Annotated in this window: 22 protein-coding genes; 10 read left to right on the forward strand and 12 right to left on the reverse strand. The window is 70.4% G+C overall.

All coding sequences use genetic code 11. The features are described from left to right. Positions 1 to 236 precede the first annotated feature (236 nt). On the reverse strand, positions 237 to 1,703 hold the full coding sequence (locus FVO59_RS06935) for an alanine/glycine:cation symporter family protein (protein WP_182255999.1): 1,467 nt from the start codon (positions 1,701 to 1,703) through the stop codon (positions 237 to 239). A gap of 83 nt (positions 1,704 to 1,786) precedes the next feature. Here FVO59_RS06935 and FVO59_RS06940 point away from each other — a divergent pair, with 83 nt between their 5' ends. After that, complete coding sequence (locus FVO59_RS06940; protein WP_259363485.1) at positions 1,787 to 2,974, forward strand: MFS transporter; 1,188 nt, start codon at positions 1,787 to 1,789, stop codon at positions 2,972 to 2,974. A gap of 162 nt (positions 2,975 to 3,136) precedes the next feature. On the opposite strand, the gene FVO59_RS06945 is transcribed toward FVO59_RS06940, so the two are convergent. The 4 genes from FVO59_RS06945 to FVO59_RS06960 form a co-directional block, all read right to left on the reverse strand. Further along, a complete protein-coding gene (locus tag FVO59_RS06945) occupies positions 3,137 to 4,141 on the reverse strand; it encodes a LacI family DNA-binding transcriptional regulator (protein ID WP_182256001.1) in 1,005 nt (334 codons plus the stop codon). A gap of 128 nt (positions 4,142 to 4,269) precedes the next feature. Further along, complete coding sequence (locus FVO59_RS06950) at positions 4,270 to 5,931, reverse strand: glycoside hydrolase family 13 protein (protein WP_182256004.1); 1,662 nt, start codon at positions 5,929 to 5,931, stop codon at positions 4,270 to 4,272. A 69-nt stretch (positions 5,932 to 6,000) separates the two neighbouring features. Beyond that, positions 6,001 to 6,936, reverse strand: a complete 936-nt coding sequence (locus tag FVO59_RS06955) for a 2-hydroxyacid dehydrogenase (RefSeq protein WP_182256006.1) — start codon at positions 6,934 to 6,936, stop codon at positions 6,001 to 6,003. Positions 6,937 to 7,332: 396 nt separating this feature from the next. Further along, a complete protein-coding gene (locus FVO59_RS06960) occupies positions 7,333 to 7,794 on the reverse strand; it encodes a hypothetical protein (protein ID WP_182256008.1) in 462 nt (153 codons plus the stop codon). Between the two features lie 56 nt (positions 7,795 to 7,850). Between FVO59_RS06960 and FVO59_RS06965 the strand changes: the two genes are divergently transcribed. After that, a complete protein-coding gene (locus FVO59_RS06965) occupies positions 7,851 to 8,279 on the forward strand; it encodes a DUF1761 domain-containing protein (RefSeq protein ID WP_182256010.1) in 429 nt (142 codons plus the stop codon). 91 nt (positions 8,280 to 8,370) lie between these two features. On the opposite strand, the gene purQ is transcribed toward FVO59_RS06965, so the two are convergent. Together purQ and purS are read right to left on the reverse strand one after the other, a co-directional pair. Then, positions 8,371 to 9,078 (reverse strand): phosphoribosylformylglycinamidine synthase subunit PurQ, encoded by a 708-nt coding sequence (gene purQ, locus FVO59_RS06970; protein ID WP_182256012.1) that lies wholly within the window; start codon positions 9,076 to 9,078, stop codon positions 8,371 to 8,373. Then, a complete protein-coding gene (gene purS / locus FVO59_RS06975; protein ID WP_182256014.1) occupies positions 9,075 to 9,323 on the reverse strand; it encodes a phosphoribosylformylglycinamidine synthase subunit PurS in 249 nt (82 codons plus the stop codon). The genes purQ and purS overlap by 4 nt, the downstream gene beginning before the upstream one ends. Positions 9,324 to 9,697: 374 nt before the next feature. On the opposite strand from purS, the gene FVO59_RS06980 reads away from it, so the two are divergent. Continuing rightward, positions 9,698 to 10,366 carry a MerR family transcriptional regulator gene (locus FVO59_RS06980; RefSeq protein ID WP_182256016.1) on the forward strand — a complete coding sequence of 223 codons (669 nt, stop codon included), beginning with the start codon at positions 9,698 to 9,700 and terminating at the stop codon, positions 10,364 to 10,366. Positions 10,367 to 10,488: 122 nt separating this feature from the next. On the opposite strand, the gene FVO59_RS06985 is transcribed toward FVO59_RS06980, so the two are convergent. Further along, a complete protein-coding gene (locus tag FVO59_RS06985) occupies positions 10,489 to 11,007 on the reverse strand; it encodes an adenine phosphoribosyltransferase (RefSeq protein ID WP_182256018.1) in 519 nt (172 codons plus the stop codon). Between the two features lie 74 nt (positions 11,008 to 11,081). On the opposite strand from FVO59_RS06985, the gene FVO59_RS06990 reads away from it, so the two are divergent. The 4 genes from FVO59_RS06990 (at position 11,082) to FVO59_RS07005 (ending at position 16,262) form a co-directional block, all read left to right on the forward strand. After that, on the forward strand, positions 11,082 to 12,500 hold the full coding sequence (locus tag FVO59_RS06990; RefSeq protein ID WP_182256020.1) for a GH1 family beta-glucosidase: 1,419 nt from the start codon (positions 11,082 to 11,084) through the stop codon (positions 12,498 to 12,500). 37 nt (positions 12,501 to 12,537) lie between these two features. Then, positions 12,538 to 13,536 (forward strand): LacI family DNA-binding transcriptional regulator, encoded by a 999-nt coding sequence (locus tag FVO59_RS06995; RefSeq protein ID WP_182256022.1) that lies wholly within the window; start codon positions 12,538 to 12,540, stop codon positions 13,534 to 13,536. Between the two features lie 175 nt (positions 13,537 to 13,711). Further along, entirely contained in the window at positions 13,712 to 14,476 is a 765-nt protein-coding gene (locus FVO59_RS07000) for a LamB/YcsF family protein (protein ID WP_182256024.1), read from the forward strand. 13 nt (positions 14,477 to 14,489) lie between these two features. Continuing rightward, positions 14,490 to 16,262, forward strand: a complete 1,773-nt coding sequence (locus tag FVO59_RS07005; protein WP_182256026.1) for a 5-oxoprolinase subunit B/C family protein — start codon at positions 14,490 to 14,492, stop codon at positions 16,260 to 16,262. Here the strand turns inward: FVO59_RS07005 and FVO59_RS07010 are convergent. Together FVO59_RS07010 and FVO59_RS07015 are read right to left on the reverse strand one after the other, a co-directional pair. Next, on the reverse strand, positions 16,256 to 16,732 hold the full coding sequence (locus tag FVO59_RS07010; RefSeq protein ID WP_182256028.1) for a CinA family protein: 477 nt from the start codon (positions 16,730 to 16,732) through the stop codon (positions 16,256 to 16,258). The genes FVO59_RS07005 and FVO59_RS07010 overlap by 7 nt on opposite strands. Before the next feature lie 258 nt (positions 16,733 to 16,990). Next, positions 16,991 to 17,809 carry a M57 family metalloprotease gene (locus FVO59_RS07015; RefSeq protein ID WP_182256030.1) on the reverse strand — a complete coding sequence of 273 codons (819 nt, stop codon included), beginning with the start codon at positions 17,807 to 17,809 and terminating at the stop codon, positions 16,991 to 16,993. Positions 17,810 to 18,051: 242 nt separating this feature from the next. On the opposite strand from FVO59_RS07015, the gene FVO59_RS07020 reads away from it, so the two are divergent. Together FVO59_RS07020 and FVO59_RS07025 are read left to right on the forward strand one after the other, a co-directional pair. After that, complete coding sequence (locus tag FVO59_RS07020; protein ID WP_182256032.1) at positions 18,052 to 19,293, forward strand: sensor histidine kinase; 1,242 nt, start codon at positions 18,052 to 18,054, stop codon at positions 19,291 to 19,293. Then, the gene (locus tag FVO59_RS07025) at positions 19,290 to 19,916 is read left to right on the forward strand and encodes a response regulator (RefSeq protein WP_182256034.1); all 627 of its coding nucleotides are present in this window, start codon (positions 19,290 to 19,292) and stop codon (positions 19,914 to 19,916) included. The genes FVO59_RS07020 and FVO59_RS07025 overlap by 4 nt, the downstream gene beginning before the upstream one ends. Before the next feature lie 149 nt (positions 19,917 to 20,065). On the opposite strand, the gene FVO59_RS07030 is transcribed toward FVO59_RS07025, so the two are convergent. Both FVO59_RS07030 and FVO59_RS07035 read right to left on the reverse strand, forming a co-directional pair. Further along, the gene (locus tag FVO59_RS07030; protein ID WP_182256037.1) at positions 20,066 to 21,394 is read right to left on the reverse strand and encodes a uracil-xanthine permease family protein; all 1,329 of its coding nucleotides are present in this window, start codon (positions 21,392 to 21,394) and stop codon (positions 20,066 to 20,068) included. Between the two features lie 47 nt (positions 21,395 to 21,441). Continuing rightward, on the reverse strand, positions 21,442 to 22,467 hold the full coding sequence (locus FVO59_RS07035; protein WP_182256039.1) for a substrate-binding domain-containing protein: 1,026 nt from the start codon (positions 22,465 to 22,467) through the stop codon (positions 21,442 to 21,444). A gap of 172 nt (positions 22,468 to 22,639) precedes the next feature. On the opposite strand from FVO59_RS07035, the gene FVO59_RS07040 reads away from it, so the two are divergent. After that, positions 22,640 to 23,545: a nucleoside hydrolase gene (locus tag FVO59_RS07040; RefSeq protein WP_182256042.1), complete on the forward strand. Its 906-nt coding sequence runs from the start codon at positions 22,640 to 22,642 to the stop codon at positions 23,543 to 23,545. Positions 23,546 to 23,556 lie beyond the last annotated feature (11 nt).

Raw genomic sequence — 23,556 nt, forward strand, 5'->3', positions numbered from 1 at the left:
CTGCTCGTCGACCTGCTCGCTGGTGAGCGGGTCGCCGATGATCAGGCGCTTCGCGATCTGCGGCGCCTCGGAGAGGTCTTTTCCATCCACGGCTGGAGACGCTACGCGCGTCGCCGCAGCCCATCACCGATCCTCACGCAATCCCTACGGATGCGACGCGCGTCCTCACACGATCCTCACGGCCGGGTGGCTCACGGCCGGGCGGCTCCCGGCCGTGAGGATCGCGCGGCGGTTCGTCAACGGCGCGAGCTGCGCTCCGCGACCGGTACGGGCCCTGTGACGCTCAGCTCGTCCTCCCAGCACTGGATGCCCGTGACCTCCGGCATCCGAGCGCGGGTGAACACAGGGTCGAGACCCGCTCGGCGCTGGTCGAGGTAGTCGCGCAGCAGCTTGAACGCGACGCCCGACAGCAAGCCGATGGCCACGAGGTTGATGAGGGCCATGATGCCCATGATGCCGTCGGCGGTGTTCCAGATGAGATCGGCCGAGGCGATCGAGCCGAGGAAGACCACCATGACCACGACGATGCGGAACACGGTCAGCACCACGGGCTTCGCGTTGATGAACTCGATGTTCGACTCGCCGTAGTAGTAGTTGCCGAGAATCGAGCTGAAGGCGAGCAGAAAGATGATGACGCTCAACAGGACGTTCGACCAGGAGCCGAGGGAACTGACCAGTGCGTTCTGCGTGAGCACGATGCCCCGCTCTGCACTCGCCAGATCGGGGGTCGCGACCAGAACGATGAAGGCCGTGATCGAGCAGACGAGGAACGTGTCGAAGTACACCCCGAGGGTCTGCACCAGACCCTGCTTGACGGGGTGGGTCACGGCCGCGCTCGCTCCGGCGTTCGGCGCCGAGCCGAGACCGGCCTCATTGGAGAACATGCCGCGCTGAGCGCCGACCATGATGATCGCGCCGATCGTTCCGCCGACCACCTCCTGGGTGCCCCACGCCTGCGTGTAGATCGAGAGGAAGACGTCAGGGAGTCGATCGATGTGGATGCCGACGATCACCAGCCCCAGGATGAGATAGATCAGCGCCATCAGGGGCACGACCGCCTGCGACACGGAGGCGATGCGGCGGACGCCGCCGAAGATCACGAGGGAGGTCAGCACAGCGAGCACGCCGCCCACCACCCACGGGACCCACGTCACCGTGCCGCCGAAGCTGCCGGAGATCGTGGCGCTGATCGTGTTCGCTTGAAGGGAGTTGAACGACAGCGGGAAGCAGAGGATCAGCACGCAGGCGAAGACGATGCCCATCCATCGGGCCTTGAGGCCGTGCTGCATGTAATACGCCGGGCCGCCGCGGAAGCCCTCGGAGTCGCGGACCTTGAAGGCCTGCCCGAGGGTCGACTCGATGAAGCTCGAGGCCCCGCCGATGAACGCCATCGTCCACATCCAGAACACCGCGCCCGGCCCGCCGATCGCGATCGCGGTGCCGACGCCGGCGATGTTGCCGACGCCGACGCGGGATGCCGCAGAGATCGTGAACGCCTGGAAGGCCGATACCGACTGGGGTCGGCCCTCGGCGTCCGTCGGGGTGCGATCCGTGAGGGTGCGGAACATCTCGGGGATGAGCCGGAATTGCACGACGCCCGAACGGAACGTGAAGTACAGGCCCAGCAAGAGGAGCACGGGCAGCACCGCCCAGCTCCACAGTGTGCCGCCGGCGGTGGTGACGAAATCGTTGAGCGCGTCCATGTCGACAAGTATTCAGTGGAGTAGGGGGAATTGAACAGCGCCGGGCGGAACCGGGCATCCGGGACTTCTGGTTGGATGTTTTTGTGAAGACGACTGACGAAACCCGCCCGGCCGGGTTCGGAGCCCTGCTGTGGCTGGCGCTGGCGACGTTCTCGATGGGCATCGACGGCTATGTGCTGGCGGGCCTGCTGCCGCAGATCGCCGACGACCTCGACGTCTCCGAGGCGGCCGCGGGCCAGCTCGTCGCCGTGTTCGCCCTCACCGCGGCCCTCGCCGGTCCCGTGCTCTCGTCGTTCACCGGACGGTGGGAGCGCAAGCTCGTCATCTCGCTGTCGCTGGGCGTGTTCGTGCTCGGCAACCTGCTCATCGCCCTGTCGGCGAACTACGCGATGGCCATGACCGGACGCGTCGTCTCCGCCCTCGGCGGATCGCTGCTGAGCGCCGTGGTGAGCGCCTATGTGCTCGCGAAGACCGCTCCCGAGCGGCGCGGCCGCGCTCTGTCGTTCGTGCTCGGCGGATTCCTCGCCGCGACAGCGCTCGGCGTTCCGATCGGCCTCGTGATCGGCCAGGACGACTGGCGCCTGCCTCTCTTCCTCGTCACCGGCGTCGGGGCGGTCGCCCTGGTCGGCATCCTGATCAACGTCCCCCGCCTGCACCTGCCCTCTCTCACGCTGCGCCAGACGCTGCGCCCTCTCGCGCGTCCGGCGGTGATCGGGGCGATCTTCGTCGCCACGGGGATCATGTGCGCGAGCTACCTCTGCTTCACGTACGCGACGCTCATCTTCGAGCCGCGCGTGGGAGCGGGAGCACCGATCATCGCGGCCATGTTCGGCTACGGCATCGTCAGCCTCGGCGGCAACATCCTCTCGGGCCGCATCACCGATCGCATCGACCCGAAGACCGTGATCGCCCTGATCATCGGCATCCTCATCGTGGTGGCGCTGCTCGGCACGGCCGGCCTGCTGCTCCCCGGCGCCGCCGGCGCGGTGGCGGCGTTCGCCTGGTTCTTCGGATGCGCGTTCTTCAACGGCGGATCGGGTGTGGCCCTCCAGTCGCGCCTCGGAGACATCGCCCCCGACTCGATGTCGCTCGTGCTCGCGCTGAACGGCAGCGGCATGCAGCTCGGCTCCGCCCTCGGCGGCATACTGGGCGGCGCGCTGCTGACATCCGGGATCGACGCCGACGGGCTGCTGCCCGCCTCGGCCGTCGTGCTCGCCGTGACGATGGGCCTGCACCTGCTGGTCTCGCGCGCAGCGCCCCGCACCGCCTGACGCGTCGCATCGCCGCGTCGCATCGACGCGTCGGATCGCGACGTCGGATCGCGAGACGTGCGTTGCAGCACGAGACAGGGCCGCGGAGCGGCGGTCTCGTGCTGAAGACCAGGTCTCGCGGACCGGGTCCGACGAAGAACGACGGATGCCGGGGATGCGCGGCTACGCGCGGGCGGTCGTGCCGCGCACGATGAGCTCGTAGGGCAGGTCGGCGGCGACCGCGGCATCCGGATCGTCCTCGAGCTGCGCGAGGATCGCGCGCGCCGCCCGCTCGCCCTGCGCGAGCGGGAACTGGTCGACGGTCGTCAGCTGGAAGAACTCGCCGAGCTCATGGCCGTCGATGCCGACGATCGAGAGGTCCTGCGGCACGCGGAACCCGAGATCGCGAGCGGCGAGCAGCGCGCCGACCGCCATCTCGTCGGAGGCCGCGAAGATCGCGGTCGGGCGCGGGCCCGGCCTTCCCAGCAGCTGCTTGGCGGCGCGGAACCCGCCGTCGACGGTGAAGTCCGCGGGCTCGAGGAAGGTGTGCTTCGCGGTGATGCCTGCGTCGGCCAGAGCCCGCTCGAAGCCGAGGCGCCGTCGGGTCGGCACGTGGAAGTCGATGTCGAACTCGGGGTTCGCTCCGATGTGCGCGATGTCGCGGTGCCCGAGGCCGATCAGGTGCTCGGTGGCGAGGCGAGCCAGCGCCGTGTCGTCCACGGTCAGGGTGTTCAGCCGCGGGTTCGGGCCGCCGATCCCGATCACCGGAAGCCCCAGGTCGAGCAGCTGCGCGGTCTCATCGTCGTCGAGTTCGATGGCCACGGCGATCACGGCATCCACCCGCTGGCGACGCAGGAACGTCGAGAAGACCTCCCGGCGCACGGCGGCGTCGGCCGTGATGTTGTACAGGGTCACGTCGTAGCCGGCGCGCATCAGCGCGCTGGTCGCCCCCGACAGCACGGTGCTGAAGAACCAGCGGTCGAGGAAGGGCACGATCACGCCGATGTTCTGCGTGCGTCCGGATGCCAGGCTCGACGCGCGCGACGAGACGACGTAGCCGAGCGACTCGGCCGCCGACCGCACGCGCTCGCGCGCCCCGTCCGACACGTGCCCGCGCCCGCTGAGGGCACGCGACACGGTGGCCGTCGAGACGCCCGCGAGCTTCGCGACCTCGTCGATGCTCACCATGTCGTGGCTCCTTCTCTCAGCGATCCGCGAGCCCCATCGGCCCCGCGAGACTTGCCTTCGAGCATGAGACAGAGCTCCGGAAGCCCGGTCTCATGCTGCAAGGCAAGTCTCGCGTATTGATGCCGCGCTCAGGCGCGGGTGAACCAGGCGGCGGTGTTCGGCGGCAGGGCGGTGCCGGCGAACGGCTCGCTCTGCACCACGAAGGTCACGTCGTCGCCGAGCTCGATCGGCGTCTCGCCGAGGTTCGCGACCACGTGCAGCTCGCCTCGGTGGAAGGCCACGGCAGAGGCATCCACGTCATCCCAGACGAGCGAGCCGCCGCCCAGGCCGCGCTCGCGGCGCTCGGCCAGCAGACGCCTGTACAGGTTGAGCGTCGAGTCGGCGTCGCCCTCCTCGGCGTCGCGGGCGAAGGCCGCCCATTCGGCCGGCTGCGGCAGCCACGACGCGCCCGTGTCGTTGAAGCCGAAAGCGGGTCCCGAAGCCGTCCACGGCAGCGGCACGCGGCAGCCGTCGCGGCCGTAGCGCTCGCCGTTCGTGCGGAACCAGGTCGGATCCTGACGGAACTCGTCAGGGATCTCCATCGCCTCCGGAAGACCCAGCTCCTCGCCCTGGTAGACGTAGGCCGAGCCGGGGAGCGACAGCATGACGGTCGTCGCCGCGCGCCCACGCGAGAGCCCGACGGCGGCATCGGGCTTGCCCTTCGAGTTCGGGCCGATGCCGTCGCCCTGCGGGCTGTCGGCGGTCAGGGCGAGACGCGAGGCGTGGCGGATCACGTCGTGGTTCGAGAGCACCCAGGTGCTCGGTGCGCCCACCTCGCCGAAGGCGTCGAGGGAGTCGCGGATGACTCCGCGCAGCGCCTCGGCGTCCCACGGCGTCATCAGGTAGGGGAAGTTGAAGGTCTGGTGCATCTCGTCCGGACGCACCCACAATGCGGTCTTCTTGAGCGTCGGCAGCCAGGCCTCGCCGCACAGCGCGCGGTCGCCGTCGTACTCGGCGAGCACCTTGTGCCAGTCGCGGTAGATGTCGTGCACCTCGTCCTGACCCCAGTACGGCACGTTCTCCTCGCCGCCGCCCATCGAATCCGCGTCGGCGACGGGGGCGTAATCGGGAAGGCCGGCCTCCTTCACCATGCCGTGCGCCACATCGACGCGGAAGCCGTCGACGCCGCGGTCGAGCCAGAAGCGCAGGATGCTGCGGAACTCCTCGCGCACCTCTTCGTTGGTCCAGTCGAAGTCGGGCTGGGTGGCGTCGAAGATGTGCAGGTACCACTGGCCGGGGGTGCCGTCGGCCTCGGTCACGCGGTCCCACATGCGGCCGCCGAACACGCTCTCCCAGTTGTTCGGGGGCAGCTCGCCGTTCTCGCCGCGGCCGTCGCGGAAGACGTAGCGGGCGCGCTCGCGGCTGCCTGGTGCCGCCTTCAGCGCCTCCTGGAACCAGACGTGCTGGTCGGAGGAGTGGTTGGGCACGAGATCGACGATGACCCGGATGCCGCGGGCGTGCGCCTCGTTGAGCATGACGTCGAAGTCGGCGAGCGTGCCGAACAGCGGGTCGACATCGCGGTAGTCGGCCACGTCGTAGCCGGCATCCTTCTGCGGGCTCGTCATGAACGGGCTCAGCCAGATGGCGTCGATGCCCAGGCTCTTCAGATCGTCGAGTCTGCTGGTGATGCCGGGGAGGTCGCCGATGCCGTCGCCCGAGGCGTCGGCGAAGGACCGGGGGTAGATCTGGTAGATGACGGCGGTGCGCCACCACTCGGAACCGGGGGCTGCCATCTGCTCACGCTGTGCCATCTGCTCAGGCTAGTGCAAGCGCTTACAGTTTTGAAAGGCGACCCCGTCAGCACCGCTGAACGGCGCCGCTCACGAACCGGGGATGACGATGTTCAACGGCGGCTCGCCTGCGAGCATCCGGTCGATCTGGCGACGGATGAGTCGCGCGATGCGCGGATTCATCGCGGTCGACGCGCCGCCGTTGTGCGGGGTGATGAGCAGGCCGGGTGCGCTCCACAGCGGGTGGCCGGCGGGCAGAGGCTCTTCTTCGAAGACGTCGGATGCCACGCGGATCGCATTCGAGTTCAGCGCGGCGATCAGGGCATCCGTCTCGACCAGGGGCCCGCGCCCGACGTTCACCAGCAGCGCTCCACGCGCCATGCGGCCGATCCTGGCGGCGTCGAACAGGTGGTGCGTCTCGGCGGTCGCGGGCAGACTCAGCACGACGATCTCGGCATCGGGCAGAAGCGTGTCCAGCTCATCCATGCCGTGCACGGCGAGCTCGCCGACCCCGTCGACCTGCTCGGTGCGAGGGGTGCGGGCCACCGCGGTCAGCTCGACCTCGAAGGGGGCCAGGCGCCGGGCGATCGCCGTTCCGACTCCGCCGAATCCGACCAGCAGCACGCGCCGATCTGCGAGGCTCTCGGCGAAGACGGGCGCCCATTCGCCGCGTTCCTGCGCGCGCACGAATCGAGGCAGCTGCCGCTGCGCCGCGATCATCATCCCCACGGCGAGCTCGGCGGTCGACGCCTCGTGAACGCTGGCGGCATTGGCGAACGGGATGCCAGGGGGCAGCACCTCGGCGACGCCGTCGTAGCCGATCGACTCGCCCTGCACGAGCCGCACGTCGAGTCCGTCGAGCGCGGCGAGCACTCCGGTGCCGTCCATGTACGGCGGCACGACGATGTCGAGGCGATCGGCCGGGGCGGGGGAGCGCAGATCCCAGAGGAGCAGTTCGACGCCGGGCGGCAGCGCGCCGAGGTCGTGGACGAGGCGGTCTGTGGGGACGGTGACGATGAGGCTCACGGCTCGACCTTAGCGCCGGGTCGCGCGGGCCGGCCGCGCCCGGGCCGGCTGCGCGTGGGCCGGCTGCGCCCGGGCCGGCCGCGCCCGGGCCGGCTGCGCCCGGCGGTGGGGCGGATGCCGTTCAGCCGCCCGCATCATGCTGAGGCCCGCCCTGACCGGGCATCCGCCTCACCGAGAACAGGGGATCTCGCGAGCACAGGAGATTCCAGCGCGGATCGTCCTGTTCCGGTCGAATCCCCTGTTCTCGCGCACTCGGCTGCGAGGCTGCGAGGCTGCGAGGCTGCGAGGCTGCGAGGCGGCGAGGCTGCGAGGGCGCGAGGTACGAGGCTGCGAGGCTGCGAGGCTGCGTGCGGCGGGCGGGCGTCGAACCGTCGCGATCGGGCCGGCCTCCGCGCATCACGCGCCGCGGAGCTCCACCACGCTCGTGCGCGTGCCCGCGGCCTCGAAGCGGACCGGCATGCCCGGATGGGCGAGCGCGAACCAGAACACGGCCGCCGGCTCGTCGTCGGTCGCCGCGGTGTCGTAGCGCAGGCAGTCCAGCCGGCCGAGGGGCGAGTCGAGCACCTCGGCGCGTACGGTCGTCGTGGCCGAGGGAAAGGCTGCATGTCGCTGCAGCTCGAGCCAGCTCACCCGGCGGGCGGTGATGTCATCAGGGGCATCCGCCCGCCACTGCTCCAGCGTCGCCCCCTCGTCGTCGCCGTCGCGGAACCGGTTGAACCGCTCGAAGCCGGTGCCGTCGGGCAGGTCGACCCGCAGCCGGATCAGCTTGCCAGCCCGACTGGCCTCGCGGATCTCGGCCGCGGTGAAGGGCGTGGGGAGCAGGTCCGAGCCGAGCACGCGGGGGTCGGATGCGGTCATGCCATCATTCTGCGCGCACCGGGCGTATCCTGACCGCAACCGAGCGAGGAGACGTCATGGTTCCCGAGATCAACTACTGGGCCGTGCTGGTCGCGACCGCGTCGAGCATGGTGGTCGGAGCGATCTGGTACGCGAGGGGTGTGATGGGCGAGCGCTGGGCTCGGCTCGCCGGCGTCGATCTCGATCATCCGGCCCGCGGGCCGCTGTGGCCGATGATCACGACCGTGCTGGTCAGCTTCGTGACCGCGTGGGTGCTCGCAGGCGCCGCCACGATCGCCTGGCACTTCTACGAGGGGTCGTACCTCTGGGCATCCGTCGTCACCTCCGTGACCCTCTGGGCGGGGTTCACGGCCGCACGATTCATCACCCACGACGCGTTCGAGGGCCGCTCGACCCGCCTCACCACGCTCAACATCGGCCATGAACTCGTGACGGTCGTCGTGATGGCGCTGATCATCGGCGCCTGGCCTCCGGCCGGCCTCTGAGCGGTGCGCAGTTCCAAGAACGGCGCACAGTCGCGAAAGGCATCACGCGGGAAGGCGTGAGGGCGGTGACGCGGGATGCGGGTGAGAGGCGCTACGCGGCGATGCGCGCGACGGCGGCGATCGCGCTCTCGAAGAAGCCGAGCCCGTCGACGCCGGAGCGCATCGCGGCGCTCGTGTCCGGGCCGAAACCGGCCTCTGTCGCGTGCTCCGGGTGCGGCATGAGGCCGACCACGTTGCCGCGCTCGTTGGTGATTCCTGCGATGTCCCGCAGCGATCCGTTGGGATTCACCCCGGCGTAGCGGAAGGCGACGAGGCCCTCGCCTTCGAGCCGGTCGAGGGTGTCGTCGGCTGCGATGTAGCCGCCCTCGCCGTTCTTCAGCGGGATGACGATCTCCTGGCCCTTCGAGAACGCACTGGTCCATGCGGTGTCGGCGTTCTCGACGGTCAGGCGCTGGTCGCGCCGGACGAAGTGCTGGTGGTCGTTGCGGATCAGGCCGCCCGGCAGCAGGTGCGCCTCGACGAGCATCTGGAAGCCGTTGCAGATGCCCAGCACGGGCATGCCCTTCGCCGCGGCGTCCGTGACCTCGGCCATGATCGGAGAGAGGGCCGCGATCGCACCCGAGCGGAGGTAGTCGCCGTAGCTGAAACCGCCTGGCAGCACCAGCGCATCGACGCCCTCGAGGTCGTGCGAGCCGTGCCACAGGGCGACGGGCTCGGCGCCGGCGATGCGCACTGCGCGCTGAGCATCGCGGTCGTCGAGAGAACCCGGGAAGGTGATGACGCCGATGCGCACGCTCACTGCGCGACCTCGACTCCCACGACATCCTCGATGACGGAGTTCGACAGCACGTCCTCGGCGAGGCGGCGGGCCTCGGCCAGCACCTCGTCGGTGACCTCGCCGTCGACGGTCAGCTCGAAGCGCTTCCCGATGCGGACCTGGCTGAAGCTCTCGACGCCCAGGCGGGCGAAGGCGCCGGAGACGGCCTTCCCCTGCGGGTCGAGCAGTTCGGCCTTGGGCATGACGTCGACGACGATGGTGGGCATACCCCTGATTCTAGGCGATCACGGGGCGAGCCGACGCACGGGTGATCCGCTCGAACGGCGTGGTTCGGAGGAGGCTCGAGCGGCGTCGTCGGGAGACGCGCGAGCGGCGTCGTCCGGAGACGCGCGAGCGGCGGGGTCCGGAGGAGGTCGAGACGGCCCGGTCGAAACGACGCACCCCCCGATGATGCTTCGACCGGGCCTGTCGATGAGTCCCCACTCAACGACCCCTGCGATCAGTAGCCCCCAGACGCAGGATGAGTCCCGTGCCTCTCAGGCTAGAGTCGTCGCAGCAGATGCGCATCGTGGAGAGCGTCGACGTCGATTGCTCTCCAATACGGCGGTGCACCCGCAGTGACCTCGGGGGAGGAGAGGGCATGAAGCTCAGCGCGCTCGCAGCGCAGAGCGGCGTCAGCACGACGACGCTGAAGCACTGGATCAAGGTGGGCGTGATGCCGGCCGGATCCCTGAAGAACCGCACCACGGCGGTATACGAGCAGCGGCACGTCGACCGGGCCAGGCTGATCCTGGTGCTGCGCGACATGTACGGCGCCTCGACCGCGGCGATCCTGGCGCTCACAGGGTTCATCGACACCCCCGGCGTCACGACCCTCGAGGTGATGAACGCCTGTCAGGCCTTCGCGCTCGGTGTGCCCGACGACATCGCCACGGATCCCGGTTACGACGAGTTCCGCGAGCGCACCCATGAGCTCATGCGGCGACGTGACTGGCGCGGCTATCCCGGAGCCGCGGAGCGAGGACTCACGTTCGCACTCGCCCAGGCCTCGCAGGTCGGTCTCGACTACGACGTCGAGACCCTCATGCAGTACGCCGACGCACTGGAACCGCTGGCGAGCGGCAACGTCGCGGCGCTGCAGCCGGACGGATCGGCCGACGAGGTGGCGAGGCGCATGCTGCTCGCGGTGAACGCCCGCGCCCGACAGCTCGTGGCTGTCAGCAGCCTCGCCCATGCCGCCGCATCCGTCCGCTCCGCGATCGAGCGCGGCGCGGCCCCGGCTGACATCGCCCGGCCGCCCGCCCCCTGACGTCGGGCCGTCGCCGGGTGCCTGTCGCATGTCGGAGATCTCGGACGATTCGAGCCCTGGCCGGAGTGGCGGCGTGCGCCACGCCGGCGCTGGATCGGATGGTCTGGTGGTTCCGACCTGGCTCAGGTCGAGCGGAAGACGGTGTGCAGGTCGCCGATGACGTCGCGGCCGCCGAGGCCGTCGATCTCGAACAGCACGCTGATCCCTGCGACGGTGTAACCGAGCCTCTCGACGATCTCCCGTCCGGCGGCGAGCGTGCCGCCGGTGGCGAGCACATCGTCGATGAGCAGGATGCGGGCTCCTGCCGGCAAATCGTCGTGCATCTCCACGGTCGCGGTGCCGTACTCGAGCGCGTAGTCGACGGAGGCCGCCGGGCGGGGCAGCTTGCCCGCCTTGCGGATCGGGACGAAGCCGACGCCGGCGCTGATCGCGGCGGCCCCGGCGAGGATGAACCCGCGCGCCTCGATTCCGGCGACGACGTCGAAGGTGCCGGCGAAGGGCTCGACGAGCGCCGCCGTCGTGGCGTGCAGCGCCTCGGCATCCGCGAGAAGCGGCGTGATGTCGCGGAACAGGATGCCGGGCTGCGGATAGTCGGGGATCGAGGCGATCAGGGACTCGGCGCGCGCCAGTTCTGAGTTCACCCGGCAAGGGTACCGAACCCCAGTCGGTCGAAATCATGGGAGCGCTCCCAGCCCAGTCGTGGCATCATGTTCCCATGACCCGATCCTTGCCAGAGGGCTTCCTCTTCGGCGCCGCGACCGCCGCCTACCAGATCGAGGGCGCAGCATTCGAAGACGGCCGCACGGCGTCCATCTGGGATGCCTTCGCGCGTGTTCCCGGTGCCGTCGTCGGCGCCGAGAACGGCGACGTCGCCTGCGATCACTACCACCGCTACGCCGACGACGTGGCGCTGATGAGACAGCTCGGGCTGCAGACCTACCGCTTCTCGACCTCGTGGTCGCGAGTGCGCCCTGACGGAGGCCCGGTCAACGCGGCAGGGCTCGACTTCTACAGCCGGCTCGTCGACGAGCTGCTCGCGGCCGGCATCGTGCCGTGGCTCACGCTGCACCACTGGGACATGCCGCAGGCCCTCGAAGAGCAGGGCGGCTGGACGAACCGCGACATCGCCGACCGGTTCACCGACTATGCGCTGAGCGTGCACGATGCGCTCGGCGATCGCGTGCAGCACTGGACGACCATGAACGAGCCGTGGTGCTCGTCGTTCCTCTCGTACACGGCCGGCGTGCATGCGCCGGGTCGCACGAGCATCCGCGACGGGCTGCTCGCCTCGCATCACCTGCTGCTCTCGCACGGACGCGCGGTGCAGGCGCTGCGCGAGCGCGACGCGTCGCTCGACCTCGGCATCACCCTGAACCTCACGGTCGCCGACCCTGCCGACGTAGCCGACCCCGTCGACATCGACGCCGCCCGCCGCATCGACGGGCAGTTCAACGGCTGGTTCCTCGCACCGATCTTCCACGGCGAGTACCCGGCCGACATCGTGCGCGACATCCGAGAGGTCGACCCCGCGGCGATCGCCGAGTGGCAGGATGCCGTGCGGCCGGGCGACCTCGAGATCATCTCGACCCCGCTCGACGCGCTCGGGGTGAACTACTACCACGGGGAGCTGCTCTCCGGGCATCCGCAGCCCGGCGGTGGCGATCCGCACCAGACCGAGGGGCAGCAGCGCGAGACCCGCTCGCCGTTCCCGTCGCATGAGGGCATCCACTGGGTCGAGCGCGGCCTGCCGCGCACCGGAATGGACTGGGAGGTGCAGCCCGACGGCCTCACCAGGCTGCTCGTCCGGGTCGCGAACGACTACTCGGGCGATGTGCCGCTGTACGTCACCGAGAACGGTGCCGCCTACGACGATGAGGTCGGCCCCGACGGGCAGGTGGACGACGCCGAGCGGACGGACTTCCTGCGGGCGCACGTCGAGGCGACACGGGATGCCATCGAGCAGGGCGTCGACGTGCGGGGCTACTTCTACTGGTCGCTGATGGACAACTACGAGTGGGCGTGGGGGTACGCCAAGCGCTTCGGCATCGTGCGCGTCGACTACGAGACGCAGCGGCGGACGATCAAGCAGAGCGGCCGGGAGTACGCTCGGATCATCGCGGCCCGCGCGATCTGACACACCGGCCCCCCAGGCCATCCCGCAAGGACACCCGATGCCCCGACCCACCATCGAAGAGGTCGCCGCCCTCGCAGGCGTCTCCCGCTCCACGGTGTCGCGAGTCGTCAACGGCTCGAGCTCGGTGAGCGCCGAGGCCCTCGCCGCCGTGCAGGACGCCATCGCCCAGCTCCGCTACGCCCCCAACCGCGCCGCGCGCTCGCTCGCGAGCCGGCAGACCCACGCGATCGGGCTGGTGGTCCCCGAGGACACCACGCGCTTCTTCGGCGACCCGTTCCTGGCATCCGTCGTCGCGGGCATCAGCGCCCGCCTGGCCGAGTCGGAGTACATCCTCAACCTGCTCATCGCCAGTGACGACCCCGACGGCAAGATGACGCGCTTCGTGCGCAACGGCGGTGTCGATGCCGCCATCATCGTCTCGCACCACGCCAGCGACTCGTTCGTCGAGCGCATCGCCGAGGCTGTGCCGGTGGTCTTCGGCGGCCGGCCCGCGACGGTGCGTGAGAACGACATCATCGTCGACGTCGACAACGTCACCGCCGCCCGCGATGCCGTCGCCCATCTGATCGCCATGGGCCGGCGGCGGATCGCGACCATCACGGGAACCATGTCGATGTCGGTGAGCGTGGATCGCCGCGACGGCTTCCTCTCCGCCCTGGCGGATGCCGGGCTGCGGCCGGCAGGCGAGATCGACGGCGACTTCAGCGAGCAGGGCGGTGCCGAGGCGGCCCGGCTCCTCCTGCAGCGCGACGAGCGCCCGGACGCGATCTTCGTCGCGAGCGACCTGATGGCCCGCGGCGCCGTCGGAGTGCTGCGCTCGGCGGGACTGCGCGTGCCGGACGACGTGGCGATCATCGGCTTCGACGACTCGCCGCTCGCCGAGGCCTCCGACCTCACGAGTGTGCGTCAGCCGATGTTCACACAGGGCGAGATGCTCGCCGGGATGGTGATCGACCTGCTCGCGGGGCGGCGGCCGGACGCGCTCACGATCCTGCCGACCGAGTTGATCGTTCGGGGCTCAGCGCCCGCAGTGTGAGGTGCAGGGCTGCCGGGTGGGAGTCGTGCGGCATCCGCCTGTCGGAAACCTCGGACCGTTCGCTCCGCAGGCGGTGTGTCGTGCCCCGACACGCCGCGCGACGGGCATCCGGTCTGAGAACCCCGACACGACCGCCCGGATGGACAGCCGCCGATCTGTTGGGTAGACAGGCGGCATGGCATCCATCGATCTGAACTCCGACCTCGGCGAGAACTCCGCCGAGCGCGTCGTGAGCGATGACATCGCGATGCTTCAGATCGTGACGAGCGCGAACGTGTCGTGCGGTTTCCACGCGGGCAGCGCCGAGGGCATCCGCGACACGCTCGCCTCCGCCGTGGCGAAGGGGGTCGTGATCGGCGCGCACCCGTCGTACCTCGACCGCGAGAACTTCGGTCGCACCCCGCGCAACCCCGACCCGCGGGTGCTCCAGGCGGAGACCGAGTACCAACTGGGCGCGCTCATCGCGCTCGCCGGTGCGGTCGGCGCGCGTGTCAGCTACGTCAAGCCGCATGGCGCGCTCTACAACACGATCGCGCGCGACGAGAGTCAGGCTCGGGCGGTGGTCGCGGGCATCCGCTGCGTCGACCCCGGCCTTGTCTTGCTGGGGCTCGCAGGCGGAGTCGCGCTGGAGGTCGCCGCGCGCGCGGGCCTGCAGGTCGCGGCCGAGGCGTTCGCCGACCGCGGCTACCTGGCCGACGGATCACTGGTGCCGCGTTCGCAGCCCGGCGCCGTGCTGCACGATGCCGGAGCGGTGGCGCAGCGGATGGTGCGATTCGTCGAGACCGGGCTGATCGAGGCGGTCGACGGCAGCGACGTGCGCGTCGAGGCCCGGTCGATCTGCGTGCACGGCGACAGTCCTGGTGCGGTGGAGATGGCGGCGGAGACGAGGCGGATGCTGGTGGATGCCGGCATAGAGATCGCCCCGTTCGTCGCGGGCTGAGCGGGCTGATCGCGTGCGCGTGCTGACCGCCTCCGACCGCGCCCTGCTCGTCGAGTGCGCCGACCTCGACGAGGCCATGCGGATGCATCGCGCCTGGGCCGATGTGCCCGGTGTTCTCGAGCGGGTGCCGGGTGCGCGCACGGTGCTCGTGCGGTTCGACCCGCTGCGGACGTCGGCTGACGAGCTCGCGCTCGAGCTGACCGCGGTCGTCGCAGGCGGCTCGGCGCAGGCATCCGGAGTCGAGGTGACCGTGCCGGTGCGCTATGAGGGAGAGGATCTCGGCGACGTGGGCGAGATGCTCGGCGTCTCGACTGCGGAGCTGATCCGAAGGCACAGCGCAGCACGCTGGACGGTCGCGTTCACCGGCTTCGCGCCGGGATTCGGCTATCTCGTGGGCGATGATCCGCTGTTCGACGTTCCGCGCCGCACGTCGCCCCGCACACGTGTGCCCGCCGGATCGGTGGCGCTCGCCGGACGGTTCAGCGGCGTGTACCCGCGCGAGAGCCCTGGCGGATGGCAGCTGATCGGAACCGCGGATGCCGTGATGTGGGACGTGCATCGAGACCCTCCGGCCCTGCTCGCACCCGGCACGGTCGTGCGTTTCGTGGACGCGGAGCGGGCTGCTGTGTCGGGGGTCTCGGATGCTTCGGTCGCGGAGCGGCGTGTCGAGTCGCGGCGCGCGGGTGGTGGGCCGGATGGTCTGGTGGTTCCGACGGGCGCGGGTGCGCGTGCTGCTGTGTCGGGGGTTTCGGATGCTTCGGCCGCGGAGCGGCGTGTCGAGTCGCGGCGCGCGGGTGGTGGGCCGGATGGTCTGGTGGTTCCGGCGGGCGCGGATGAGCGTGCCGTCGAGGTCATCGATCCGGGGCTGCAGCTTCTCGTGCAGGATCTCGGCCGGCCCGGCCACGCCGAGCTCGGGGTTCCGGCATCCGGAGCCGCCGACCGCGTCGCTCTCCGCGACGCGAACCGCGCCGTCGGCAACGCCCCTTCCGCGGCCGTGTTGGAGGGCGTCGGCGCGATCGCACTGGGATTCCGCGGAGCCGGGGTCGCGGCCGTCGCGGGCGCCGATGCCGAGCTCGCGGTGATCCGTGCCGACGGGAGGGCCGTCAGCATCCCTCATGGCGCCCCGTTCGCCGTGGCCGACGGCGACCGGCTCGAGATCGGTCCGCCGATGCGAGGGCTGCGGGTCTCGATCGCGGTGCGCGGCGGCATCCGGATGCCCGATCAGCTGGGCAGCCGATCGACAGACACCCTCTCTGGGATCGGCCCCGCGCCCCTGCGGGCCGGCGACCTCATCGCGATCGGCGACGCCCCGACGACCGCGGTCGAGTCGGCGTCGCCGCCCCGCGAGCTGCCGGCACCCGGTGACCTCACCGTGCTCGACATCACACGTGGTCCCCGCGACGACTGGTTCGTGCGCGATTCGGTCGGGCTGCTGACCGAGCAGGAATGGCTGGTCACTCCGCGCTCCGACAGAGTCGGCATCCGCCTGCACGGCGAGCGTGCTCTGCAACGCGCGATCCCCGACGAACTGCCCAGCGAAGGAGCGGTCGCCGGTGCCATCCAGGTGCCTTCCGACGGGCAGCCCGTGCTGTTCGGTCCCGACCATCCGACGACGGGTGGCTATCCGATCATCGGCGCGCTGACCGACCGTGCCCGCGACCTGGCGGGCCAGCTGCCGCCCGGAGCGCGCATCCGGTTCCGCCTCGCGTCGGGAATCTCAGACGATTCAGCGGGCACACGGCGCGTCGACCCTCGACACGCCTGGTCGCGGCCATTCGGTCAGTGATCCCCCGCACCGTCCACCCGGCCGGCGTGGAAGGTCAGCAGCTGCACCGCCGCCTCTACCGTGGCCTCGAGCACCTCGTCGGGCTCCCCGTCGAGGGCAAGGCGCCGGTGACCGGCGCCGTCGCGTGTCGCCCACCCGAGGAACACGGTTCCCGCGGGGTGCCCGTCCTCGGCATCCGGACCCCCTACGCCCGTCGTCGAGACGCACAGGTCCGCATCGAGCAGCTCGCGCGCGCCGCGAGCGAGCTGCTCGGCGCACTCCGCCGAGGTCGGGTCGCGATCGGCGGGAAAGCCGAGCACCCACTCCTTCACCTCGGGAAGGTACGCCACGACGCCCCCGCTGAACCAGGTGCTCGCCTCGGCGCCGGCGCCGACGGCGCTGGCCAGCGCTCCCGAGGTGAGCGATTCGGCTACCGCCACATGCAGGTGACGGCTTCGGGCGAGATCGGAGAGAGCGGTGACGTCGACCATGTGCCGACGCTACCGCCCGCCCGGGATGCCGCGGCGGGGCCTTGACAGCCGTCCCGACCCGGGTCGTGTCGGAGGCCTCGGACGGTCGGGCGCATGCACGGCGAGTCGTACCGCGACACGCCGCCCTGCGGACGTCTGGTCTGAGATTCCCGACATCCGCCCGCCGCAATCTGGATGTCGACACCGGATGCCCGCGCAAGCCCCCGGACGGACGCAGGGCCCGGTATCGCGACCGGGCCCTGCATGAGGAGAAGGTGATCAGCTGCCGTAGAGCGCCACGACGCCGGCGCGGTCGGAGCTGGTCATCGACAGGTCGTCGGACGAGCCGTTGCACTGCGGGTAGTGCATGATCGACGACGAGTCGTACGGGGTCAGCGGACGCCAGTTGTTGTCCTCGAAGCAGGTGCCCGACTCGGGGCGGGTGTGCTCGTGGCGGAAGCCCAGCGTGTGGCCGAGCTCGTGGCCGATGATGTTCGTGGGGGTCCACGAACCCGACGTCCAGATGGAGTCGTCGATCAGCACGTTCATCTGACGGTCGGGGCTGCTCGGGAAGAACGCCCGTGCGATGTACTGCGAGGTCTGCACCGGCTCGACCGAGAACAGCACCGACTTGTTGCGGGTGGTGCAGCTGCTGTCGGCGCTGCTCACGTAGACGAAGTCCACCTTCGACGACGCCGACTCCCACAGTGCCGCGCCGCTGGCCATCGCCGCGACCACGTCGGCGTGACGAGCACCGAACTTGGTGCTGACGCAGTAGGTCAGGTTGCCGACCTGCGACGCCGACCACTTGTCGTCGACGCCGTTCACCGTGTTCACGATCAGACCGTCGGTCATCGAGTCGGGGCCGAGGAGGCTGTCGTAGAAGCTCCTCAGGTCGCCCTGGGTCGAGACGAGCTCGTCACCGTTGACGACGTAGCCGCCGTCGACGTCGCGATAGGTCGACGCCGCGAACTCCTGGTAGGTCGGGGTGTCTCCGCTGCTCGCCGCAGGGGCGGCGCTGGCGGCCGGCGCCATGGCGCCGATGCCGAGCGCGACGACCGCGGTCGCTGCGAGGGCGAAGGTTCTGGTGATGCGCATTCAGTGCTCCTTTTGAACTGAACGATGACGCCCGCCCGGTCGGCGAGCGCACCTCGACGTCGAGTGCCGGGCATCTTCGCACCGTCTCTCCCGCCGAAGCCCGCTCAACGTACCCAGGCGATTTCTCGCATGTCAAGGCTTGCCATTCGGCCGATATTCTGCTGGCATCCGGTGGGATCGCTCCCAGGATCACAGCCGATCGGATGATTCCCGCAGGACCCTCCGATCCGTAGGCTGTGCCCATGACATCCGCGCTCGACGCCCCTGAGACAGGCGTCCGCGGCATCCTCGCGCCGGTGCGCTTCGCCCGGATGCTGCAGGTCGTCCTGCTGGTGCTCCTCGCCGTCTGCGCCGTGCGATACGTGCTGCGGCACGAGTGGGATGCCACGGCCGCGATGATCCTCGGCGGAGCCGTCGTGCTCGCCGTGATCGCGATGATGCAGGGGATCGTCCCGCGCCACGGCGCATGGCCGGCGGCATGGACGCTGATCGTCTGCGTGCTCTGGGTCGGGCTCACCCTGACGGCCCCCTCGTTCGCGTGGTGCGCGGTGCCGCTGGCCTTCCAGGTGCTGCAGATCCTGCCGTTCTGGCCGGCGTCTGCTGTCGTGTCGGTGATGACGGCCGTGGTGATCGCGGCCGAGCTGCGGCTGAACCCCGAGCTCGACCCGACGATCTTCGCCGGGCCTGTCGGCATCGCCGTGGCCACGGTCGTCGCGTACCGTGCGCTCGATCGTGAGGCCACCGCGCGGCAGCGACTGGTCGACGAGCTCACCGAGGCGCAGGCCGAGCTCGTCGCGGCCGAGCACCGCGCCGGCGGTCTCGCCGAACGCGCCCGCCTCTCGCGCGAGATCCACGACTCCGTGGGGCAGAACCTCACGAGCATCAACCTGCTGTTGCAGGCCGCGGAGCAGGGCTGGGAGCGCCGGCCGGATGCGGCGCGCGACCAGGTCCGCACGGCTGCCGACTCGGCGCGAGCGGGGCTCGACGAGGTGCGGCGGGTGGTGCGTGATCTCGCACCGGCCGAGCTCGACGGCACGGCCGCGTCGCTGTCGGCCGCGGTGCAGCGGGCGGTGACGGATGCCGCGCAGGGCGACCTCACGGTGGACTTCCGCAGCCACGGCGAGATCGGCCGGGTGCCCCTGCCGGTGGCATCCGCCGTCATCCGCACCGTGCGCGGGGCCCTCGCCAACGTCGCCGAGCACGCCCGCGCGACCCGCGCGGTGGTCAGCCTGACCGCGCAGCCGGGTGAGCTGCGCCTCGACATCCGCGACGACGGCGTCGGCTTCGACGCCAGGCCCGCGGCCCGCCGACAGGCTGCCGCCCATCGCCGAGCGCAGGGGCGCGGCTACGGGCTGGACGGCATCGCCGAGCGCATCGCCGCTGTCGGCGGTCACCTCGACGTGGAGAGCGCGCCCGGTGAGGGCACGACGCTATCGGCGGTGTTCCCCGTCGCGGCGACCGGCACCGGAAGGGGCGGAGCATGACGCTGAGACTCGTGCTGGTCGACGACCACCCGGTCGTGCGCGCCGGGGTGCGCGCGCTGATCGAGTCGAGCGACGACCTGATCGTCGTCGGCGAGGCGTCGAGCGCGGCCGAGGCGATCACGGTCGTCGAGCGCGAGCGGCCGGACGTCGTGCTGATGGACCTCAGCCTCGGCGACGGCGTGGGCGGCATCGAGGCCACCGCCGGACTGCGTGCGCTGAGCGAAGCGCCGGCGGTGCTGGTGCTGACGACCTATGACAGCGAGTCCGACATCCTGAGGGCGCTGGATGCCGGCGCCGGGGGCTACCTGCTGAAGGATGCGCCTCCCGAGCAGCTCTTCGCGGGCATCCGGTCTGTCGCCGAGGGATCGCCGGCGCTCGCGCCCTCGGTCGCGGCCATGCTGATGCGACGGGCGTCGTCGCCCGAGCCGCGCGTGACCGAGCGGGAGGTCGAGGTGCTCGAGCTGCTCGCCGACGGACTCGGCAACCGCGAGCTCGCCAAGGCGCTGTTCGTGTCGGAGGCGACGGTCAAGTCGCACCTCTCGCACATCTACGCCAAGCTCGGCGTCGACACGAGGGCAGGGGCGGTCGCGGCGGCGATAGAGCAGCGGATCATCCGCCGCTGAGGCGCGCCCAGGGCATCCGGATGCCCGGCAGCAGGCCCGGATGAGTGCGCCACCAGGCATCCGGATGCCCGGGAACAGGAGAACACGCGAGCGCAGGACGGATTCGGTGGAATCCAGCCTGCGCTCGCGTGTTCTCCTGCGCCGGGGCGTCAGGCCGGGTCGCCTCCGGGTGCGCCCACGCCGGCCAGCGGCTTCGGGTCGTCGGCGCCCGTGCCGCGGAGGCGCGCGACGAGGTTGCCGAGGTGGTAGATGAGGATCGCGCCGACCGTGGCGAGCACGATGCCGCCGAGCTCGAAGCCCGACTCCGGGTCCTTGATCATGAAGCCGCCGACGGCGACGATCAGACCGACCGCGGCGGTGTACTGGTTCACCGGGCGCGAAAAGTCCACGCGGTTGTCGACCCAGATCTTGATGCCGATGACGCCGATGAGGCCGTACAGCGCGGTCGTGACGCCACCGAGCACTCCCGCGGGGACCGAGTTGATCACGGCGCCGAACTTCGGTGACATGCTCAGCAGGATGGCGGTGATGCCGGCGACCCAGTACGCCGCGGTCGAGTAGACGCGGGTGGATGCCATGACGCCGATGTTCTCGCCATAGGTCGTGGTTCCCGAGCCGCCGAAGAAGCCCGCGAGCGAGGTCGAGATGCCGTCGGCGATGAGCGCCTTGCCCGTCTGCTGGTTGATCGCGGGGTCTTCGACCATGGTCGCGACTCCGCGCACGTGGCCGACGTTCTCGGCGATCAGCACGAGCACCACGGGCAGGAACATCGCCATCGCAGACCAGGTGCCGGGGTCGACGAAGTTCGGCGCGTGGAAGGTGGGCAGGCCCACCCAGTCGGCCTGCTCGACCGAGGTGAAGTCGAGCTCGCCCCTGACGCCGGCGAAGATGTAGCCGGCGATGACGCCGAGGAAGATCGAGATGCGGCCGAGGAAGCCGCGGAACACCACGGCGAACAGGATCGTCACGGCGAGCGTGAAGGTCGCGGTGATCGGCGCCTGCTCGTAGTTGCCGCGTGCGGCGCCGGCGAGGTTGAACCCGATGAGCGCGACGATCGTGCCGGCCAGCACGGGCGGCAGGAAGCGGTCGACCCAGTGCACTCCGACGGTGTGCACGACGACGCCGATGATCGCCAGCAGCACGCCGACCGCGACGATGCCCGCGAGTGCCGAGCCGATCTCGTTCGTCGCGGTGGCGGCCGTGACAGGGGCGATGAACGCGAACGACGAACCGAGATAGCTGGGCAGCTTGTTGCGGGTGACCAGCAGGAACAGGATGGTGCCGACGCCGCTGAACAGCAGCGTGGTCGGCACGGGGAATCCGGTGAGGATCGGCACGAGGAACGTCGCGCCGAACATGGCGATGACGTGCTGCACGCCGATCGCGATGGTCGCCGGCCAGTTCAGGCGCTCTTCGGGGCGGACGACGGCGCCGGGCGCGACGGTGCGACCGTCGCCGTGGATCTTCCACAGCGGCATGAGGGCTCCTCGGGAGTCTGGGATCAGGGCCGAGGAAACACTATCGGCTACCGGCCGTCTGGCTCATCGGACCGTGGCGCCGAGAGCCGCGCCGTGGATGCGCGCGGGATCACCCTGGGCGACGGGGACGGTGCGGTGTGCACGCCATCCGTGTCGAGCGCGGCGAAGACCAGGCCCGCGATCTCGCGGCCGAGGGCGGGGAAATCGAGGTCGAGTGCGGTGATCGGCGGCTCGGATGCGGTGGCGCGGCGCCCGTCGTAGTTCGTGGCGACCATCACGCGGTCGGGCACGGCGATCCCCAGCTCGTCCGCGGCGCGGATGGCGCCGGCGGCGAAGGCGTCAAGCGGGGCGTAGATGGCGTCCAGGGTGGGGTCGGCCCTGAGGGTGTCCAGCGCTGCACGGTGACCGGCGGACTCTCCTTCGGACGCGTGGGCGCGCAGCACGGTGCATCGCACCGGGGCGGCTCCGGACTCGATGAACTCGAGCACGGTCGATGTCACGCTGTAGTCCTCCACGCTGAGCATGACCCCGACGTGTCGGGCGCCCTGCGCGGCCAGATGAGCGAGCATGACGTCGGCGCCGGCACTCCCGCGATCGAGGTAGCCGTCCGCGTGCGCGGCCCGTCCGAGCGTGACGACCTTCACGCCCCGCGAGCGCAGCCGCGAGGTGATCGGGTCTTCGCCACTGGCGTCCATCACGACTGCTCCGTCGACGTCGAGCGCGTCCAATTGGGCCACGTCCGACACGGGTGGCACGATCGTGAGGGTGTAGCCGCGGTTCAGGCACTCCTTCGCGATCGGCATCGACAGTTCGAGCATGAACCCGAGCTCCGACACCTCGTTCACGACCTGCTCCGGCAGGGCGGTCACCAGCGCGATGCTCTGGGAACGGCCGGTGCGGAGCCTCTGGGCGCGAACGTTCGGGCGGTAGTCGAGTTCGGCGGCGACACCTCGCACGAGCAGACGCGTCCTCTCGTCCACGCGGTCGCGGTCGTTGAGTGCGCGAGAAGCGGTCGACACGGACACGCGGGCTGCTCTGGCGACGTCGACGATGGTCGTGCGGCGGTTCTCCACGGCCCTCACCCTCCATCGTGCCTGTCTTCGTCGCAAGCCTATCCTGAAATTCTGCGGTAACGTTTCGACAACCCTCTTCCCCACGCACCACAGGCGTCTTATATTGATGTGCGGAAACGATTCGACATCGTTCTGCACTGGCCGACGGCATCACTGACGAATGGACCCCCGGATGTTCCTCATCGACACCGATCCCGGCATCGACGACGCGCACGCGCTCGCCATGGCGTTCAGCGGCCTGCCTCCCGAGCAGCTGATCATCACCACGGTGGCAGGAAACGTGGGCATCGACGTGGTCACCGAGAACGCTCGCCGGCTGGTCGGCGCTCTCGCTCCTGGAGTCGCTGTGCACCGCGGCGCAGCCGGCCCCATCCTGGGAGCATCCGTCGAAGCCCCGCACATCCACGGCGACGACGGCATGGGCGGCTTCGCCTGGCCCGATGCCCCGCTCGCGCCCGAGGCCGCCACCGGTGCCGTGCGGGCGATCCTCGACGCAGCCGACCGCTATGGCGAACAGCTCACCATCGTGGCGCTCGGGCCGCTCACCAACGTCGCGCTGGCGATCAGAATCGACCCGAGTCTGCCCGAGCGCATCGGCCGAGTCGTCTCGATGGGGGGAACACCGGCCGGATGGGGCAACGCCAGCATCAACGCCGAGTTCAACGTCTTCGCAGATCCGATCGCCGCCGAGATCGTCTACTCGACCGTCCCGCTGACGCTGATCACCTGGGACCTCACTCAGCAGGTGCGCTTCAGCCCAGCCGAGCTCGATTCATTCTGGGCCGGCGACTCCGACGCCGCCGGGATCCTCCGCGGGATCCATGAGCACCGCAAGGCAAGCGACCCCGCCATCGCGCGCATGCCCGACTTCGGCCGCGTCGACCCGCTGGCGATGGCCATCGCGCTCGATGAGACCGTCCTGGTCGACGCAGTCCGGCATCCGGTCGTCGTCGGCTACGGCGGCCTCGGCCACGGCGTCACCGCGGTCGACTGGAAGGACGAACGATCCCTCCGCCCCCGGCTGACCATCCCGACCCGGATCGACCGCAAACGCGCGATCGAGCTCTTCACCGTCTGATCGCTCCCTGA

It is taken from the genome of Microbacterium esteraromaticum, from assembly GCF_014084045.1.
Classification (GTDB): domain Bacteria; phylum Actinomycetota; class Actinomycetes; order Actinomycetales; family Microbacteriaceae; genus Microbacterium; species Microbacterium esteraromaticum_D.